The following is a 14,835-nucleotide window of genomic DNA, read 5'->3' on the forward strand; positions in this document are numbered from 1 at the left end:
TGGTGGTTTCTGCTTATGCGGGCTCGGCCGCGATGATCAGGCAGGCATTCTGGCCGCCGAAGCCGAAGGAATTCGACAGCACGACCGAGACCTCCTGCTCCCGCGCCGTGTTCGGCACGACATCCAGCGTGATGTCGGGGTCGGGGACCTTGTAGTTGATGGTCGGCGGGATCACGCCGGCATGCATGGTCTGGATCGAGAAGACCGCCTCGAGTGCGCCCGACGAGGTCAGCGTGTGGCCGACCATCGACTTGTTCGAGCTGATCGGCACGCCGCGCAGGCGCTCGCCGAATACCTTGTCAAGCGAGAAGTGCTCCATCTTGTCATTCTCGGGCGTGCCGGTGCCATGGGCGTTGATGTAGTTGATCTCGTCGGGATGCATGGCGGCATCGTCGAAGGTGGCGCGCAGGGCGCCGATCACCGCCGAGCCATCGGGCTTGGAGCGGGTACGGTGGAAGTCGTCATTCTTGTCGGCGGCGCCGCGGATCACCGCGAGGATACGGGCGCCGCGCGCCCTGGCGACGTCGTAGTCCTCCAGCACCAGCGCCGCCGAGCCCTCGGCGATGACGAAGCCGTCGCGGTTCTTGGAGAAGGGCTTGGCGGCTTCCTCGGGCGGCCCCTTGAAGGAAGACAGCGCCGAAAGCAGCGAGAAGCGGACGATCTCTTCCGCCGTCACCGAGCAGTCGGTGCCGACGCAAAGCGCCGCCTCGGTCTCGCCGCGGCGGATCGCCTCGACCCCGAGCTGGACCGCGGTGGCGCCCGAGGCGCAGGCCGTGGTCAGCGAGATCGGCGCGCCGCGCGTGCCGAAACGGTCGGCAAGCTTCTCCGAGACATAGCCATACATCGAATGCTCGAATTCCTCGCGGTCGTTGGCGAGGCCGGCCGCCCGGCACATGCGGTCATAGGCATCCTCATCGGCCTCCGGCGCGACCGCCTCGTAGAGGCGGCGGCGGGCCGGCCAGCCGAGCTCGACCGGCGGAATGGCGGTGAAGAGGGGACCGGGAAAATCCCCCGGCGAGCCGATTCCGGACATGCGGACCGCCTCGTCGATGGCAAGCTCGCCGATGGTCAGCTTGAGGTCGCGGAGATCGACATTCGGCAGGTCGACCGTGCCGGCGAAGGTGGTGCGCAGGTGGGTCGTCGGAAAGCGGGTGATCTCCTTGATGCCGGAGCGGCCGGCGACCAGCGCCTCCCAATTCTCCTCAAGCCCGGTACCGAGCGAGGATACGACGCCCATGCCGGTGACGGCGACGACGGGGCGGTTACGCTTGTCACGAAGAGCCATCTCAACCTCCGTATGCCTTAAACGCCTTCCGGCTCCGTGCGCGGACACGGATATCCGGATAGTCAACGCGCCCCCTAGTCGATCGCCTCGACCAGCCCCATGCCTTCGCCACGCCAGTTCCCCCAGGAATTGACCGCGATCGCGGTCGGCGTGGTCTTCACCGCGGTCTCGAAACCGGTTTCGTCGGCCGGACGGTAGAACCCCTTGCGGGAGAGAGCCAGCGCCGCCAGGCCGACCATTGACGGGAAGGTCGCCTCGACGCTGGTGCCGAGCATGTTCGGCGTCGCCCGTACCGTATCCAGCTCGCCGCGGTCGATCAATCCGGAGAGGAAGTCCTGCTCCTCGATGGTCAGCGGCGAGAGGCCCGATGCGCTGGTCAGCATGGCGAGCGGACGGTCGCCGGCCTCCTTGCGGATCTCGGCGAATTGCCTGGCGGCGGTCGCGGCCGCCTGTCCCGGCTCGCGCCGGCTGCGTCCCGACAGCACCGTGCCGAGCCGCGCATAGGGCCTGGCACCGCGCGCCTCGGCATGCTCGCGCGCCTCCAGAACCAGGAAGGCCCCGACGGATCCGAGGATGATCCCGCCGCCCCGCGCCGGTCGCGCCCAGACCGAGACGGGCTCCTCCGTCCAGGCCCAGCCGGCGCCGGACATGACCAGCAGCACATCCTTGCGCTCGGCGATGATCGCGCCGCCGGCAAGGAAGATGTCGCCCTGGTCGGCGCGGATGCGGCGGGCGGCGATCTCGACGGCGCTGACGCTGGCCAGCTCCTCCCCCATGAAGGTCCGGGACGAGCCGGTCACCTTGTGGACGATGGCGATGTTGCCGGCGACCAGGTTGGGAAGCTGGGCGAGGAAAAGCGTCGGGCGGAGATCGTTCGACAGCCGCTCGTTGATGAATTCCTCGGGCGATTCCGCCGCGGCGACGCCTTCGAGGATGGTCTGGTCGACCGCGAGGTCGCGTTCGCCGCCGGCGGCCGCGACCACCATATTGGTATTGGAAAGCAGCTCGAGATTGCCGGCGATGCCCGCGTCATCGAGGGCGAGGCCCGCCGTGTAGGTGCCGACCCGCTGCCAGTTCTCCATCTGGCGGCGATCGCCACCCTTCGGGATCTGGAGCGAGAAGTCGAGCGGCACCATCGGATGGACCGGATAGGGCGCGAAGGAGGTCGTATCGATGACCGGACGCGGATTCTCCGCTTCAGCCATCGCCTGCCAATGCGCGTCGAGCCCCTCGCCGAGGCTCGAGGTCATCCCGATGCCGGTGATCCAGACCTCGCGCGTCATCGCCGGTTCCCCCGCGACCACCGTCCTGCCGGGCGCCGTTCCAAGGTCAAGTCAGCGTCCCCAGCTCGACACCGTGCTGGCGGGCCCGTTCGCGCACCAGCACCGGCAGCTCCGGACTCGGGAAATCCATGACCATCATGGTCAACTCGGCGTCCGCGATCAGCTTGCCGTCGACCCTGATCTCGTTGCGGGTGATGCAGAAACCGGAACCGTCATGGACGAGGTCGCAGACCGATTTCATCAGCATGCCCGGCAGCGCGAAGCTGCGGATCTTCACCTTCTTGGCTCCGGCGAAGAAGGGAAGCCGGCCAAAATTGTTGAGACCGAGAAGCAGATAGCCGGCGGTGTGGTTCATCATCTCCAGCAGGAGAACCCCCGGCATCACCGGATAGCCCGGGAAATGCCCCTCGAAGACCGGGCTTTCCTCGGGAATCGTCGAACTGGCCTCGACATGGCCGTTCTCGAGGTCGAAGACGTCGACGGTGTCGATGATGTCGAAATATTCGAGCCGCATGGGAGCTTCGGTCAGGCGTCCTTCGCAGCGACGAGCTCGTCGATCCGGGCGCAGAGATTCTTGAGGACGAAATAGTCTTCCACCGAAGCGCGGCCCTCGTTGACCTCCTCGGTCCACGATTCGAGCGGAATCTTGATGCCGAATTTCTTGTCGAGGGCGAAGACAATATCGAGGAAATCGAGGCTATCGATGCCCAGATCGTCGATGGCGTGCGATTCCGGCGTTATCTGATCCAGTGGAATCTCGCTGGTCTCGGAAATAACCTGCGAAACCACATCGAATGTCGAGGACATGTGACTTTGACGATCCCTTAGCTGATTCAGGCCATGTAACGCCGCGCGCCGGCGAATCCAAGCATAAAAAGCCCGCTTTTGGCCGCTCCCCTCGACAGGGCGTGGCCATGACGGCTCACTCCGGCACGGCTTAGCAGAGGTTGATCGTGGACTGTCCGACGCCGTTTTTCAACGCACCGGCCAGCGCCCGCCCCCGTGAGCATGGCAATGCCGGAAAGGGCAATACCGTCCTTCCCCGCTTCTGTCCACCGCGACGCGCATGCCAGTTGCGCCGGCGGGGGTCCTCGCGAGACAATACGGGCAGTCAGACGAGGCGAGTTTCGTGGTTGCAGTGACCGGATCCGAGGCCGCGGGGCCCTCCCGCCGATTCGTCGCGATCGACGTGGCGAAAGGCATCGCGATCCTGGCGATGGTCGTCTACCACTTCAGTTGGGACCTCTCCGACAACCGCCTGATCGCCGTCGATGTCTCGGTCAATCCCGGGTGGATCGTCTTCGCCCGGCTGATTGCCGGCACCTTCCTCGCGCTGGTCGGCGTCAATCTGGTCATGGCGATGCGGAAGGGCTTCCGTGCCGGTCCCTATTTCCGCCGGCTGGCAATCATTGCGGCAGCCGCTGTCATAGTCACCCTCGCCACGCTCAAGTTCGAGCCGCGGGCCTTCATCTTCTTCGGCGTCCTGCACTGCATCGTTGCGGCAAGCGTGCTGGCCCTGCCTCTGCTCCGGGCACCAGCCTGGCTGACGGCGGTCGTCGCCGCCTTCTTTCTCGCCGGCCCGCATTTCCTCGCCAATCCATTCTTCGATTCCTACTGGTGGTACTGGCTCGGCCTCTCCACCGACCCGCCGATCACCGTCGACTACGTGCCGATCTTCCCATGGTTCGGCGTGGTTCTTTTCGGCGTGATCGCCGGGCGGTTCTTCCTCGATCACGGCGACTGGGGGCTCTGGCAATGGCGCGGCGAGGGCCTCGTGGCGCGCTTCCTCGCCGCGGCGGGGCGATGGAGCCTCGCCATCTACCTGATCCACCAGCCGATCCTGGTCGGCATCCTGTTCGTGGTCGCGCCGTTGATCGGCCCGAGCGAAGCCGCGCTCGCTGAGCAGGTCAGGTCCGAATACGACGCGAGCTGCGCGGTGGCCGGCTACGATCAGGAGGACTGCGACGCCTATTCCCGCTGCATCATAGCCGGGCTCAGCGCGGAGCCCGGCATCCTCGTCGCCGCCAGCCGCCACGACCTCAGCGACGCGCAGGTCGAACGCTGGCAGACGATCGACGCCGAATGCTGGGCGCGGACCCTGCCTTCCGGTTCGACCAACGGTGCCTAGACCGGGACTCAGGGCACCTGGACGCCGGTCGCGGTGACATAGACCGAATAGAGCTCGTGGGTGCAGGTGACGAAAAGCCGGTTGCGCTTCGGTCCGCCAAAGACAAGGTTCGAGACGCCCTGCGGGAAATTGATCCGGCCGAGCACATCGCCTTCCCTGGCGAAGACGTCGATGCCGGCGCCGGCGCTGGTCCAGACGTTGCCGTCGGTATCGACGCGGAAGCCGTCCGGGAAGCCCTGCTTCAGCACGAAGCGCGCCTCGCCGCCCGAGAGCGTGTTGTCGGCATTGACCTTGAAGGCGCGGATGTGGCGGGGCTTGTCGGCCTCGTGGGCGGCGGCGGAATCGGCGATATAGAGCTCCTTCTCGTCCGGCGAGAAGGCGAGCCCGTTGGGCTTGTCGAAATCGTCGCAGACCACGGCGAGCTCGCCCGACTTCGGATCGAAGCGGAAGACGTAGCGGCCGCCGTATTCGACCTCGCCCTTGTGGCCCTCATAGTCGCTCATGATCCCGTAGTCGGGGTCGGTGAACCAGATCGTGCCGTCCGACTTGACGACGACGTCGTTGGGCGAGTTGAGGCGCTTGCCGTTGTAGCTGTCGGCGATCACGGTGATCGAGCCGTCGGGCTCGGTCCGGGTCACGCGACGGGCGCCATGCTCGCAGGTCACCAGCCGGCCCTCGCGATCGCGGGTATTGCCGTTGGAATAGTTGGACTCGGTGCGGAAGACGCTGACGCTGCCGGTAATGCCGTTCGGCACCCAGCGCATCATCCGGTTGTTGGGGATGTCGCTCCAGACGAGATAGTTGCCGTCCTGGAACCAGACCGGCCCCTCGGACCAGCGGCAGCCGTCGTAGAGCAGCTCCTTCTGGCAGGTGCCGTTGATCAGCCAGACGAAGCGCTTGTCGTAGTGTTCGGCGTCAGGTCCAACGAGTGCCATAAGTCGTATCCTCCTTGTGAATATGCGCCCTGGCGGGCCGTCTTCTGTCCGCCGGCGGCGTTGACGACGCCGACGATGATCAATCCGGTCAGGAGCAGCCAATACCCGCGCCGGAGACGCAGATCAGGAACCGACGCGGTCGGGGTTGATGGCGGCGAGGCTGGCGGCGCGCATGTTCTGCCGATGGCGGTCACCGAGCGGCCCTTCCCGGACCAGCTTCACGTCCTCCCCCTCCAGACGACACCCAGACCCGCCACGCCATGACAGGGGCGGTGTCCATAAGCGGCAAAAGCTCATATTAGTCTAGAGCGGAAGTCGCAAGCCGAACAAGGTGGCCGGTTCCGCCAGCCGCCGATCCGGACGAAGCAGAAAGGGAAGAAGAGAATGCGAGCCGTTGTCTGCACCGAACCCGGAACGCTCGAACGTATCGAAGTCCCGCCGCCCGATCCCGTCCCGGGCATGGTCGCGGTGGACATCAAGGCGATCGGGATCTGCGGCACCGACTTCCATATCTTCAAGGGCCTGCATCCGTTCCTCGAATATCCGCGGATCATGGGGCACGAGCTTTCCGGCGTGGTCGCCGAGGGCGCGCGCGGCGACGCGCTGAAGCCCGGGACGCCCGTCGTCATCAATCCCTACTTCTCCTGCGGCACCTGCATTGCCTGCCGCAAGGGCAAGACCAATTGCTGTGCAACACTGAAAGTGCTCGGCGTCCATATCGATGGCGGAATGTGCGAACGAATCCTGGTGCCGGAGGAGAATCTCTACCCCGCCGGCGATCTCAACCTGCGCGACGCGGCGATGATCGAGTTCCTCGCGATCGGTGCCCACGCGGTCCGCCGCTCGGACCTCGAGCCCGGCGCCCGCGTCCTCGTCGTCGGCGCCGGGCCGATCGGCCTCGGCACCGCCGCCTTCGCCAGGCTTGCCGGCGGCGAGGTGACGGTGATGGACGTGTCGTCCCGGCGGCTCGCCGCGGTCCGCGACACCCTCGGTTTCGGCCAGACGATCGAGGCGGGCGAGTCGGCGCTCGCCGAGGTCGACCGGCTGACCGGCGGGGACCGCTACGACCTGGTGTTCGACGCCACCGGCAACGCCCGGGCGATGGAGCGCTCCTTCGACTTCATCGCCAGCGGCGGAGGCATCGTCATGGTCGGTGTCCTCAAGGCGTCGATCACCTTCGACGATCCGGAATTCCACCGACGCGAGCTGACCATCCGCGCCACCCGCAACGCCACCAGGCAGGATTTCGAGACCGTGATGAGCGCGGTGGCGGGCAGCCATATCCCGATGGACGCCATCAACACCCACCGCGACCACCTCGACGCGCTGCCGGACGCGATGCCGGCCTGGCTCGCCTCCGACGACCCGCCGATCAAGGCGATCGTGACGCTGTAAGCAATGACGTCTTTTAGCTCCGGCTCTCCGCATTTCGTTACCTCCCCCCATGTGCGGGAGGTCGGGTTTCCCCGATTTGCTCCTTGCATATCGGCGCCGGAGATCCGGGAGAGCGGTACGCCACCGGACCGGCGCACATCCCTCCCTAGCTTCGCTGGCGCCCGGCTCCGCCGACCGAAGCGTCGCTGTCTCCCCCACGAGGGGGGAGAGGAAGCCTCCGCGCGGGTTCGGCGTGCGATCTCCTCGGAATGCGGGAGCACCGAATGAAGACCCCGATCATCCAGTTCGGCACCAGCCGCTTCCTGCAGGCGCATGCCGATCTTTTCATCTCCGACGCAATGCGGGAGGGGCAGGGCCTCGGGCCGGTGACGGTGGTCCAGACCACCGGCTCGGCCGACCGCGCCGGCCGGCTTGCGGCTTTCGACGGCAGGCCGCTGCCGATCGTCGTCCGCGGGCTGGAAAAGGGCGTGCCGGTCGAGCGGACCGAATACACCACCTGCCTGGTGCGCGGCCTTTCCGCTGCCGGCGCCTGGGCCGAGGTCGAGCGGGTCTTCATCGAGGCCGACCAGGTGATCTCGAATACCGGCGACAGCGGCTACCAGATGCCGCCCGGCGAGATCCTCGGCGATGACATCCCGGTCTCCTTCCCGGCGAAGCTGACGCGGCTGCTGGCGGCGCGCTGGCGGGCCGACGGCGGGCCGCTCACCCTCTTCCCGACCGAGCTGGTGACCGACAACGGCACGGTGCTTGCCGGCCTCTGCGAGGGGGTCGCGCGGCGGTCGGGCCTGCCGGATACCTTCGTCGACTGGATGCGCGGCGACTGCGTCTGGGCGAACAGCCTCGTCGACCGCATCGTCTCCGACGCGCTGGAGCCGGCCGGCGCGGTGACCGAGCCCTACGCGCTCTGGGCGATCGAGACGCAGGATGGCCTCCATATCCCGCTCACCCATCCCGCCATCAAGCCGGTCGACGACCTGACCGTCACCGCGCGGCTGAAGCTCTTTATCCTCAATCTCGGCCACTCCTGCCTCGCCGAGCGCTGGCTCGCCGACCGGCGGCCGGCGGAGGAGAATGTCCGCGCCATGCTTTCCGATCCGGCGATCCGCGCCTGGCTCGACACCATCTACGATACCGAGATCCTGCCGGTCTTCGCCGCCGCCGGCATCGCGGAAGCGCCGGACTATCGCGCCGGGGTGATGCAGCGCTTCCTCAATCCCTTCCTCGACCACAGGATGGCCGATATCGCCATGAACCACGCGGCCAAGAAGGCGCGGCGGATCGGCGGGCTCCTCGACATGGCGAACGAATCGGCGCCCGGTCATCCGGCGCCGACCCTGATCGCCATCCGCGATTCGGGGCTGGAAGGCTTCCGCTAGGAATGGCCGGGCTTGGGACGCCGGGTCCGGCCAGCGACATTGCCGCTCCCCGCCGAGACTCGGGAGGGAATCGGGCATATGCTCGGGCCACATCGGCAATCCCGGAGGTCGAACGATGCGGATGCGGCTTGAGGCGTTGGGCGTCGCGGCGGTTCTGTCCGCCGTCTCGATAGGCTCCGCGGCGGCGGCCTCGGACAGCGACCTCGCCCTCTTCGGCCGGGATCCGGGCAACGACCGGGTCTTCGCCTGCTACACCCGGCATTATGACGCGGTCCACCTTGCCGGGCATCCCAAGCAGAACGTCACCGACATGACGCTTTTCGTCGCCAGCTATATCGAGCCCGATGCCGGCCGCCAGTATGTCCTCTCGATGGGCGTCCAGTTCCGGACGGCCAAGACCCAGTTCCAGGTCTCGGGTGCCTGCGGCGTGCCGGCCGACGGCAGCGCGGCCCTGGGCTGCGGTATCGAATGCGACGGCGGCCACATCGGCATCCGGATCAAGAATGCCGAATCGATCCTCGTCGACATCCCCTACGGTGCCCGCACCTGGGATCCGGCATCGGAGGAGGAGCCGCCCGAGGACGCGCGCTTTGGTCTCGACGACAAGCTGTTCCGGCTCGACCGGACGGCGCTTCCGGACTGCGCACCGCTGATCTGGGACGATGCGGACCGGGCGACGGTGCTCGGCGGGAGCTGAGGAACGGCGATGCTGCCAAGCCGCAGAGCGATCTTCTCCCGCCTGGCGGCACTGGCCGGCGGCGCGGCGCTGTGGCGGAGCCCGGCGGAAGCGGCGGAAGCCGAGCCGGGTGTGCCGAAGGTCGCCTATCACCTCTGCGATCTCGACAAGGTCGCCTTCGTCATCGGCAATATCGAAAACCACATCGCCGGCATGGGCGGCCCCGACAAGGTGACGATCGTCCTGGTGGTCCACGGACCGGCGCTGGCGCTCTTCCGGATGAACAAGGCCAATCCCGACATTGCCCGTCGCGTCGCCGGAATCGCGGCGGCCGGCGTCGGGCTCGCTGCCTGCGGCAACACGCTTGCCGCGCAGGACATCGACCTCGGCGACCTGCTGCCGGGCTTCGTCCGCGTCGACGAGGGCGGCGTGACCCGCCTCGCCCGGCTCCAGGCCGAGGGCTACGCCTACCTCAGGCCCTGATCCTCGGAGCCATGGCCGGAAAAGCGCCGGCCTAGCTGGCGCCGGTGATCACCTTGTTGACCTCGCCGGCCTTTTCCATGTGGACGATATGGCCGGCGCCGGGGATGACCGTGACGGTCACGTTGTCGGGAAGGCCCTCGGCATGGCTTGCCGGGAGCACGCGGTCCGCCTCGCCCCACACGACATGGACCGGGACGCCAATTCCGCCGAGCCGGTCGCGGAGCGATACGCGCTGCGTATTCTCGTCGAAATTCGCCGCCGCGATCGCCTGCAGGGCGGCGAGGGCGCCGTCGAGCCGCTTGAACTTCAACACGTCCTCGACCATGTCGGCGGTGACGAGGTCCGGATCGGCGACCAGCATCTCGAGATAGGGACGGAGCTTGCGGGCACGGCTTTCCTTGATGAAGCCGGCGATGAAGTCGCCGGATATCTCGGGCCCCAGCCCGGCCGGGGCAACCAGCGTCAGGCCGGAGACGCGGTCGGGCGCCTCGAGGGCGATCGTCGCGGCGATCGCGGCACCCAGCGAATGGCCGACCAGATGGGCGGTGTCGAGCCCTTCGGCATCCATATAGGCGAGGACCGCCCGGGCGAGCACCTCGACGCTGCCGTCGCCCACCTCCTTCCCCGAGCCGCCATGGCCGGGAAGGTCGATGGCATGGACCGGACGCTCCTCGGCGAGCGGTGCCTGGTTCAGCATCCAGGTCGAGAGATCCGCGCCGAAGCCATGGATGAAGACGATCGGCTCGCCGGATTCGGAGCCCGCCTTGAGACGGCGGATGCGACGGCCGCCGGCCTCGACTGTCTCCGGCACCGGCCCGCCCGCTTCGCCGCTTTCCTCGGGGGTGAAGTTTTCGAGGAAGGCATTGACGAAATCGTCGACCGCCTCGTCGGTGACGTCGGGACCGGCGACGACCCCGAGCAACGCGCCGACCGGGACCGTATCCCCGTCATCCACGACGCGGCGGCGCAGGACGCCGGCGACCGGACTCTCGAAGACGTTGGCGATCTTGGTCGTCTCGATGTCCATGATCTCCTGGCCGAGCTCGATCGCCGCGCCGACATCGACCGTCCAGCGGGCGAGCATGCCCTCCTCCATGGCAAGTCCCCATTTCGGCATGGTGATCGGCTGGATGTCGGCCATGATGTCCTCCTCACTCCTGGATGCTGGCTTGTCGGTGCTGTCCTCCTCGTCCCACCAGTTGGGGATTCGCTGCGGACGCCGGCCCTCGTCGGTCATTCAGCCGCCACCTTGCGGTCGTGTTCGACAACCGCGCGGACCGCTTCCTCGATCCTGGCGACGCCCGGGATGTAGATATCCTCGAGCACCGGCGAGAAGGGAACCGGCGCATGCGGCGCGGTAACCAGCTTGATCGGCGCCTTCAGCGAGTCGAAGGCGCGCTCGGCGACGAGGCCGGCAATGTCGCCCGCCATGCCGCACCGCGGATGCGCCTCGTCGACGACGACGAGCCGCCCGGTCTCCTCGACCGTTTCGAGGATCGTCTCGGTGTCGAGCGGCGAAGTTGTCCGCGGATCGACGACCGTGCAGGTGATGCCGTGCTTGGCGAGCGAGTCCGCCGCCTGGTTGGCAAAGTTCACCATACGGCCGAAGGCGACGATGGTGACGTCGTCGCCCTCGCGGGTGACGTTCGCCTCGCCGAAGGGGATGGCATAGGGCTCGTCCGGAACCTCCATCTCCTCGTCGTACATCGCCTTGTGCTCGAAGAAGATCACCGGGTCGTCGTCGCGGATCGCCTGGGTCAGCAGGCCCTTGGCCTCGTAGGCGTTGGACGGCAGCGCGACCTTCAGCCCGGGGATATGGGTGAAGACCGGATAGAGGCATTGCGAATGCTGCGAGGCGGCGCGGAAGCCGGCGCCGTACATGGTGCGGATGACGAGGGGGGTGACCGCCTTGCCGCCGAACATGTAGCGGAACTTCGCCGCCTGGTTGAAGATCTGGTCGAAGCAGACCCCCATGAAGTCGACGAACATCAGCTCGACCACCGGCCTGAGGCCGGTCAGCGCGGCGCCGGCGGCGGCGCCGACGAAGGAGATTTCGGCGAGATGGGTATCGAGGACGCGATCACCGCCGAATTGCGGGCGCAGCCCCTTGGTGACGCCCATCGGGCCGCCCCAGGCATCCTGGTCGCCCGCGGCTCCGGTGCCGCCGGCGATGTCCTCGCCCATGATGATGACCCGCTCGTCGCGCTCCATCTCCTGGCGGAGCGCTTCGTTGATCGCCTGGCGATAGCTCTTCTTCGACATGGTCGCGCTCCCCTCAATACGTCACGTAGATGTCGGTCATCAGGTCGGCCTCGGTCGGCATCGGCGCGGCCTTGGCCGCCGCGAGGCAATCCCTGATCTCGGCGGAGATTTCCCTGTCCGCCGCGTCGAGCTCTTCGGCGCTGAGCAGCGAAGCCTCGATCACCCGCTGCCGGAAAAGCTCGATCGGATCGTTCTTGCGCGCCGCCTCGACCTCCTCGGGCAGGCGATAGGTGCCGGCATCGCCCTCGAAGTGGCCGTAGAAGCGGTTGAGCCTGACATGGAGCAGCGACGGTCCCTCGCCTCGCCGCGCCCGCTCGATCGCCTCGCCGGCCGCTTCGTAGACACCGAAGAAATCCGCCCCGTCGACCTCACGGGAGGGAATGCCGAAGCCGGTGCCGCGGCCGGTCTGGCTGCCGCCGACCGACCAGCTCGACGCCGTCGATTCGGCATAACCGTTATCCTCGGCGACGAAGACCACCGGCAGGTCCCAGATCTTGGCGAGATTGTAGCTCTCCAGAACCGCGCCCTGGTTGGAGGCACCATCGCCGTAGAAGCAGACCGCGACGCCGCCGGTCTTCAGCGTCTTGGCGGTCAGCGCCGCGCCGCAGACCAGCGGCGCGCCGGCGCCGACGATGCCGTTCGCACCGAGCATGCCCTTCGACAGGTCGGCGATATGCATCGAGCCGCCCTTGCCGCCGCATAATCCGTCCTTGCGGCCGAAGATCTCATGCATCATCGGCCCGACCTCGACACCCTTGGCGATGCAGTGTCCGTGGCCGCGATGGGTCGAGGCGATGGCGTCGCGCTCGTCGAGATGCATGCAGACGCCGACGCCGGACGCCTCCTCGCCCGCATAAAGATGCACGAAACCCGGTATTGCACCCGCGGAGAATTCGGCGTGGACCGCATCCTCGAATTCCCGGATGGTCCGCATCCGGCGGTATACCGCGCCCAATTCCTCGCGCGACAGCTGCAGGCCGCTCGCCATTGCCAATCCTCCCGGTTTCAATCGTCTTGTCGTTGCACCCGATGATATGCGCTTGCCGGGCGCTGGCAAGTCCGCGTCCTGCCTTTTGCGGATGGCTACCGCAAGAAAGCCGGTCAGCCGCCGAGCCCGAAGAAGCTGCGGATCCTGCGCGCCAGCTCGCCGCCTGAAAACCGGCCGCCCGCGCCATAGGCGAGATCGAGCTCGGACTGGCGGCGCTTCAGCATCGCCGCGAAGCGATCGACCAGCACCGGAGAGGTGGCAAGGATCGGTTCGAGCGCCGACTTGGTGATCTCGAGTGCCGTGACCTCGGTCGAGGCGGTGACATTGGCGCTGCGCCTCGCGCCGGTCATCAGCGACATCTCGCCGACGACGGTGCCGGCCCCGCCCGTCGCGATGTGCTTGCCGGTCTGGCGGTCGCCGGTGTCGATCGTGACCTCGCCGCTGACGACAATGAACAGCGAGCCGCCGACATCGTCCTCCCGAATCAGCCTGTCGCCGCTCGCGAAACGACGCTGTCTGGCCCGCTCGGCGAGCGAATCGAGCTCGGCCGGCGACAATGCGTCGGCGAAAAAGGAATCCGTGGCGAGAACGTCGCGGGCCTGCATTCTGGGGCGCTCCTCCGGGTCGGCGGACTTTCCACGTCGCCGAACCGGGGGTCAAGCCTTCGAAAAGGTTGGCATGGCGTCCACTATGTGTCTCTAAGAGGGGAGCCGATGCCGGCGCGTCGTGTCGCCGGCCGGCAGACCCGAACCACTGCTTGAGGAGCGACATCCGTGCGGATCGACGCCATACCCATCGGCAACAAGCCGCCCGAGGACGTCAACGTGATCATCGAGGTTCCGGTTGGCGGCGAGCCGATCAAATACGAACTCGACAAGTCGTCGGGGGCGATGTTCGTCGACCGGTTCCTCTATACGCCGATGCGCTATCCGGGGAATTATGGCTTCGTCCCCCATACCCTTTCGGACGACGGCGACCCGATCGATGTCGTGGTCACCAACACGCGGGCCATCATGCCTGGCGCGGTGATGAATGTCCGTCCGATCGGCGTGCTTCTGATGTCCGACGAATCGGGAAGCGACGAGAAGATCATCGCCGTTCCGACCACCCGGCTCACCATGCGCTACCACTCGATCCAGACGGTTTCGCAGCTGCCGCAGATCACCCTCGCCCAGGTCCAGCATTTCTTCGAGCACTACAAGGACCTCGAGCCCGACAAATGGGTCAAGGTCCTGCGCTGGGGCGACGCCGACGAGGCGAAGGCGCTGATCACGGAGGCGATGGAGCGGGCGAAGGAGGCCGGGTCCGGCTGACGGGCGGCGAACCGCGCCGGAACCGCAAGAGCCCGCTGGCGCCCGCCGCGCCGGCGGGTCGGTCCGGCGTCGTGCAACGCCCGGATTTGCGCCGGCAAGGGGCTCGTCCTCCACCACGATTTCTTCGTGACCTGCGAGCGGGATCGGGAGTGGACGGCCCTGCCGCCTGGACTTGCTAGCCGGAATAGAAGCTCGTCATCCGCGCCGCGATCTGTTCGCGGCCGACACCGACGCTGACCCAGTGCCGCGCTTCCTTGTTGCGGCTGGCCAGTTCGCTGCTGCGTTGCTCGATGACGGCGCCGAAGCGCTCGGCGAGCTTCGGCTCGGCGGCCAGCAGCGGCGCCAGCGCCTCCTTGCCGATCTCGATCGCCGTGGCCTTGCCCTTGGCCTTCACCGTGGCGCTGCGGCGGTCGCCGGTGATGACCGCCATCTCGCCGAACACCTCGCCCGGCGCCAGCGTCGCGACAACTCTTTCGCCGCCCGGCTCGTGGACGCTGACGACGACCTTGCCGTCGGTCAGCGCGTACATCACCGCGCCCATCTCGCCCTGACGCATGATGACCTCGCCGCGTCCGAACCTGACCTCGCGGGCCGCCGCGGCAAGCGCGTCGAGCTGCCCGGCGTCGAGCACGACGTTGAAGAACGCGGTCGAATTGAGGATGCCCCTGATGTCCACCTGACTCGCCCCCGGGCGCAATGTTGACCGTGATA

16 protein-coding genes are annotated in these 14,835 nt (G+C 67.1%); 6 read left to right on the forward strand and 10 right to left on the reverse strand.

The features are described 5' to 3' along the window. Positions 1 to 13: 13 nt before the first annotated feature. The 4 genes from KDJ86_RS11620 to KDJ86_RS11635 all read right to left on the reverse strand — a co-directional run bounded on the left by KDJ86_RS11620 (position 14) and on the right by KDJ86_RS11635 (position 3,375). Entirely contained in the window at positions 14 to 1,285 is a 1,272-nt protein-coding gene (locus tag KDJ86_RS11620) for a beta-ketoacyl-ACP synthase (RefSeq protein ID WP_291745741.1), read from the reverse strand. A 74-nt stretch (positions 1,286 to 1,359) separates the two neighbouring features. After that, entirely contained in the window at positions 1,360 to 2,568 is a 1,209-nt protein-coding gene (locus tag KDJ86_RS11625) for a beta-ketoacyl-ACP synthase (RefSeq protein WP_291745743.1), read from the reverse strand. Between the two features lie 46 nt (positions 2,569 to 2,614). Next, on the reverse strand, positions 2,615 to 3,082 hold the full coding sequence (locus KDJ86_RS11630; RefSeq protein WP_291745745.1) for a 3-hydroxyacyl-ACP dehydratase FabZ family protein: 468 nt from the start codon (positions 3,080 to 3,082) through the stop codon (positions 2,615 to 2,617). Positions 3,083 to 3,093: 11 nt separating this feature from the next. Continuing rightward, complete coding sequence (locus KDJ86_RS11635; RefSeq protein ID WP_291745747.1) at positions 3,094 to 3,375, reverse strand: acyl carrier protein; 282 nt, start codon at positions 3,373 to 3,375, stop codon at positions 3,094 to 3,096. A gap of 322 nt (positions 3,376 to 3,697) precedes the next feature. Between KDJ86_RS11635 and KDJ86_RS11640 the strand changes: the two genes are divergently transcribed. Further along, positions 3,698 to 4,696 (forward strand): acetyltransferase domain-containing protein, encoded by a 999-nt coding sequence (locus tag KDJ86_RS11640; RefSeq protein WP_291745749.1) that lies wholly within the window; start codon positions 3,698 to 3,700, stop codon positions 4,694 to 4,696. 8 nt (positions 4,697 to 4,704) lie between these two features. Here the strand turns inward: KDJ86_RS11640 and KDJ86_RS11645 are convergent, their stop codons facing one another. Continuing rightward, entirely contained in the window at positions 4,705 to 5,631 is a 927-nt protein-coding gene (locus tag KDJ86_RS11645; protein ID WP_291745751.1) for an SMP-30/gluconolactonase/LRE family protein, read from the reverse strand. Positions 5,632 to 6,015: 384 nt separating this feature from the next. On the opposite strand from KDJ86_RS11645, the gene KDJ86_RS11650 reads away from it, so the two are divergent. The 4 genes from KDJ86_RS11650 to KDJ86_RS11665 all read left to right on the forward strand — a co-directional run bounded on the left by KDJ86_RS11650 (position 6,016) and on the right by KDJ86_RS11665 (position 9,561). Further along, positions 6,016 to 7,026 (forward strand): zinc-binding alcohol dehydrogenase family protein, encoded by a 1,011-nt coding sequence (locus KDJ86_RS11650; protein ID WP_291745752.1) that lies wholly within the window; start codon positions 6,016 to 6,018, stop codon positions 7,024 to 7,026. A gap of 263 nt (positions 7,027 to 7,289) precedes the next feature. Then, positions 7,290 to 8,402 (forward strand): mannitol dehydrogenase family protein, encoded by a 1,113-nt coding sequence (locus tag KDJ86_RS11655; protein WP_291745754.1) that lies wholly within the window; start codon positions 7,290 to 7,292, stop codon positions 8,400 to 8,402. Positions 8,403 to 8,517: 115 nt separating this feature from the next. Continuing rightward, a complete protein-coding gene (locus KDJ86_RS11660; protein ID WP_291745756.1) occupies positions 8,518 to 9,099 on the forward strand; it encodes a hypothetical protein in 582 nt (193 codons plus the stop codon). Between the two features lie 9 nt (positions 9,100 to 9,108). After that, positions 9,109 to 9,561, forward strand: a complete 453-nt coding sequence (locus tag KDJ86_RS11665) for a DsrE family protein (protein ID WP_291745759.1) — start codon at positions 9,109 to 9,111, stop codon at positions 9,559 to 9,561. A 31-nt stretch (positions 9,562 to 9,592) separates the two neighbouring features. Here the strand turns inward: KDJ86_RS11665 and KDJ86_RS11670 are convergent, their stop codons facing one another. The 4 genes from KDJ86_RS11670 to KDJ86_RS11685 form a co-directional block, all read right to left on the reverse strand. Beyond that, complete coding sequence (locus tag KDJ86_RS11670) at positions 9,593 to 10,798, reverse strand: acetoin dehydrogenase dihydrolipoyllysine-residue acetyltransferase subunit (protein WP_291745761.1); 1,206 nt, start codon at positions 10,796 to 10,798, stop codon at positions 9,593 to 9,595. Continuing rightward, positions 10,795 to 11,823, reverse strand: a complete 1,029-nt coding sequence (locus KDJ86_RS11675; protein ID WP_291745762.1) for an alpha-ketoacid dehydrogenase subunit beta — start codon at positions 11,821 to 11,823, stop codon at positions 10,795 to 10,797. Before KDJ86_RS11675 ends, KDJ86_RS11670 begins: the two co-directional genes overlap by 4 nt. A 13-nt stretch (positions 11,824 to 11,836) precedes the next feature. Then, complete coding sequence (locus tag KDJ86_RS11680; protein WP_291745764.1) at positions 11,837 to 12,811, reverse strand: thiamine pyrophosphate-dependent dehydrogenase E1 component subunit alpha; 975 nt, start codon at positions 12,809 to 12,811, stop codon at positions 11,837 to 11,839. A 113-nt stretch (positions 12,812 to 12,924) separates the two neighbouring features. After that, entirely contained in the window at positions 12,925 to 13,416 is a 492-nt protein-coding gene (locus tag KDJ86_RS11685) for a cyclic nucleotide-binding domain-containing protein (RefSeq protein ID WP_291745766.1), read from the reverse strand. A 168-nt stretch (positions 13,417 to 13,584) separates the two neighbouring features. Between KDJ86_RS11685 and ppa the strand changes: the two genes are divergently transcribed. After that, complete coding sequence (gene ppa / locus KDJ86_RS11690) at positions 13,585 to 14,124, forward strand: inorganic diphosphatase (protein WP_291745768.1); 540 nt, start codon at positions 13,585 to 13,587, stop codon at positions 14,122 to 14,124. Positions 14,125 to 14,299: 175 nt separating this feature from the next. Here ppa and KDJ86_RS11695 read toward each other — a convergent pair whose 3' ends face one another. After that, on the reverse strand, positions 14,300 to 14,800 hold the full coding sequence (locus KDJ86_RS11695; RefSeq protein ID WP_291745770.1) for a cyclic nucleotide-binding domain-containing protein: 501 nt from the start codon (positions 14,798 to 14,800) through the stop codon (positions 14,300 to 14,302). Positions 14,801 to 14,835 lie beyond the last annotated feature (35 nt).

It is taken from the genome of Bauldia sp. (genome assembly GCF_020442045.1).
In the GTDB taxonomy this organism is placed as follows: Bacteria; Pseudomonadota; Alphaproteobacteria; order Rhizobiales; family Kaistiaceae; genus Bauldia.

What these genes read in the sequence shown, in the direction of transcription:
- KDJ86_RS11620 (WP_291745741.1), bottom strand. Translation starts at nt 1,285, where the DNA reads ATGGCTCTTCGTGACAAGCGTAACCGCCCCGTCGTCGCCGTCACCGGC.
- KDJ86_RS11625 (WP_291745743.1), bottom strand. Translation starts at nt 2,568, where the DNA reads ATGACGCGCGAGGTCTGGATCACCGGCATCGGGATGACCTCGAGCCTC.
- KDJ86_RS11630 (WP_291745745.1), bottom strand. Translation starts at nt 3,082, where the DNA reads ATGCGGCTCGAATATTTCGACATCATCGACACCGTCGACGTCTTCGAC.
- KDJ86_RS11635 (WP_291745747.1), bottom strand. Translation starts at nt 3,375, where the DNA reads ATGTCCTCGACATTCGATGTGGTTTCGCAGGTTATTTCCGAGACCAGC.
- KDJ86_RS11645 (WP_291745751.1), bottom strand. Translation starts at nt 5,631, where the DNA reads ATGGCACTCGTTGGACCTGACGCCGAACACTACGACAAGCGCTTCGTC.
- KDJ86_RS11650 (WP_291745752.1), top strand. Translation starts at nt 6,016, where the DNA reads ATGCGAGCCGTTGTCTGCACCGAACCCGGAACGCTCGAACGTATCGAA.
- KDJ86_RS11655 (WP_291745754.1), top strand. Translation starts at nt 7,290, where the DNA reads ATGAAGACCCCGATCATCCAGTTCGGCACCAGCCGCTTCCTGCAGGCG.
- KDJ86_RS11660 (WP_291745756.1), top strand. Translation starts at nt 8,518, where the DNA reads ATGCGGATGCGGCTTGAGGCGTTGGGCGTCGCGGCGGTTCTGTCCGCC.
- KDJ86_RS11665 (WP_291745759.1), top strand. Translation starts at nt 9,109, where the DNA reads ATGCTGCCAAGCCGCAGAGCGATCTTCTCCCGCCTGGCGGCACTGGCC.
- KDJ86_RS11670 (WP_291745761.1), bottom strand. Translation starts at nt 10,798, where the DNA reads ATGACCGACGAGGGCCGGCGTCCGCAGCGAATCCCCAACTGGTGGGAC.
- KDJ86_RS11675 (WP_291745762.1), bottom strand. Translation starts at nt 11,823, where the DNA reads ATGTCGAAGAAGAGCTATCGCCAGGCGATCAACGAAGCGCTCCGCCAG.
- KDJ86_RS11680 (WP_291745764.1), bottom strand. Translation starts at nt 12,811, where the DNA reads ATGGCGAGCGGCCTGCAGCTGTCGCGCGAGGAATTGGGCGCGGTATAC.
- KDJ86_RS11685 (WP_291745766.1), bottom strand. Translation starts at nt 13,416, where the DNA reads ATGCAGGCCCGCGACGTTCTCGCCACGGATTCCTTTTTCGCCGACGCA.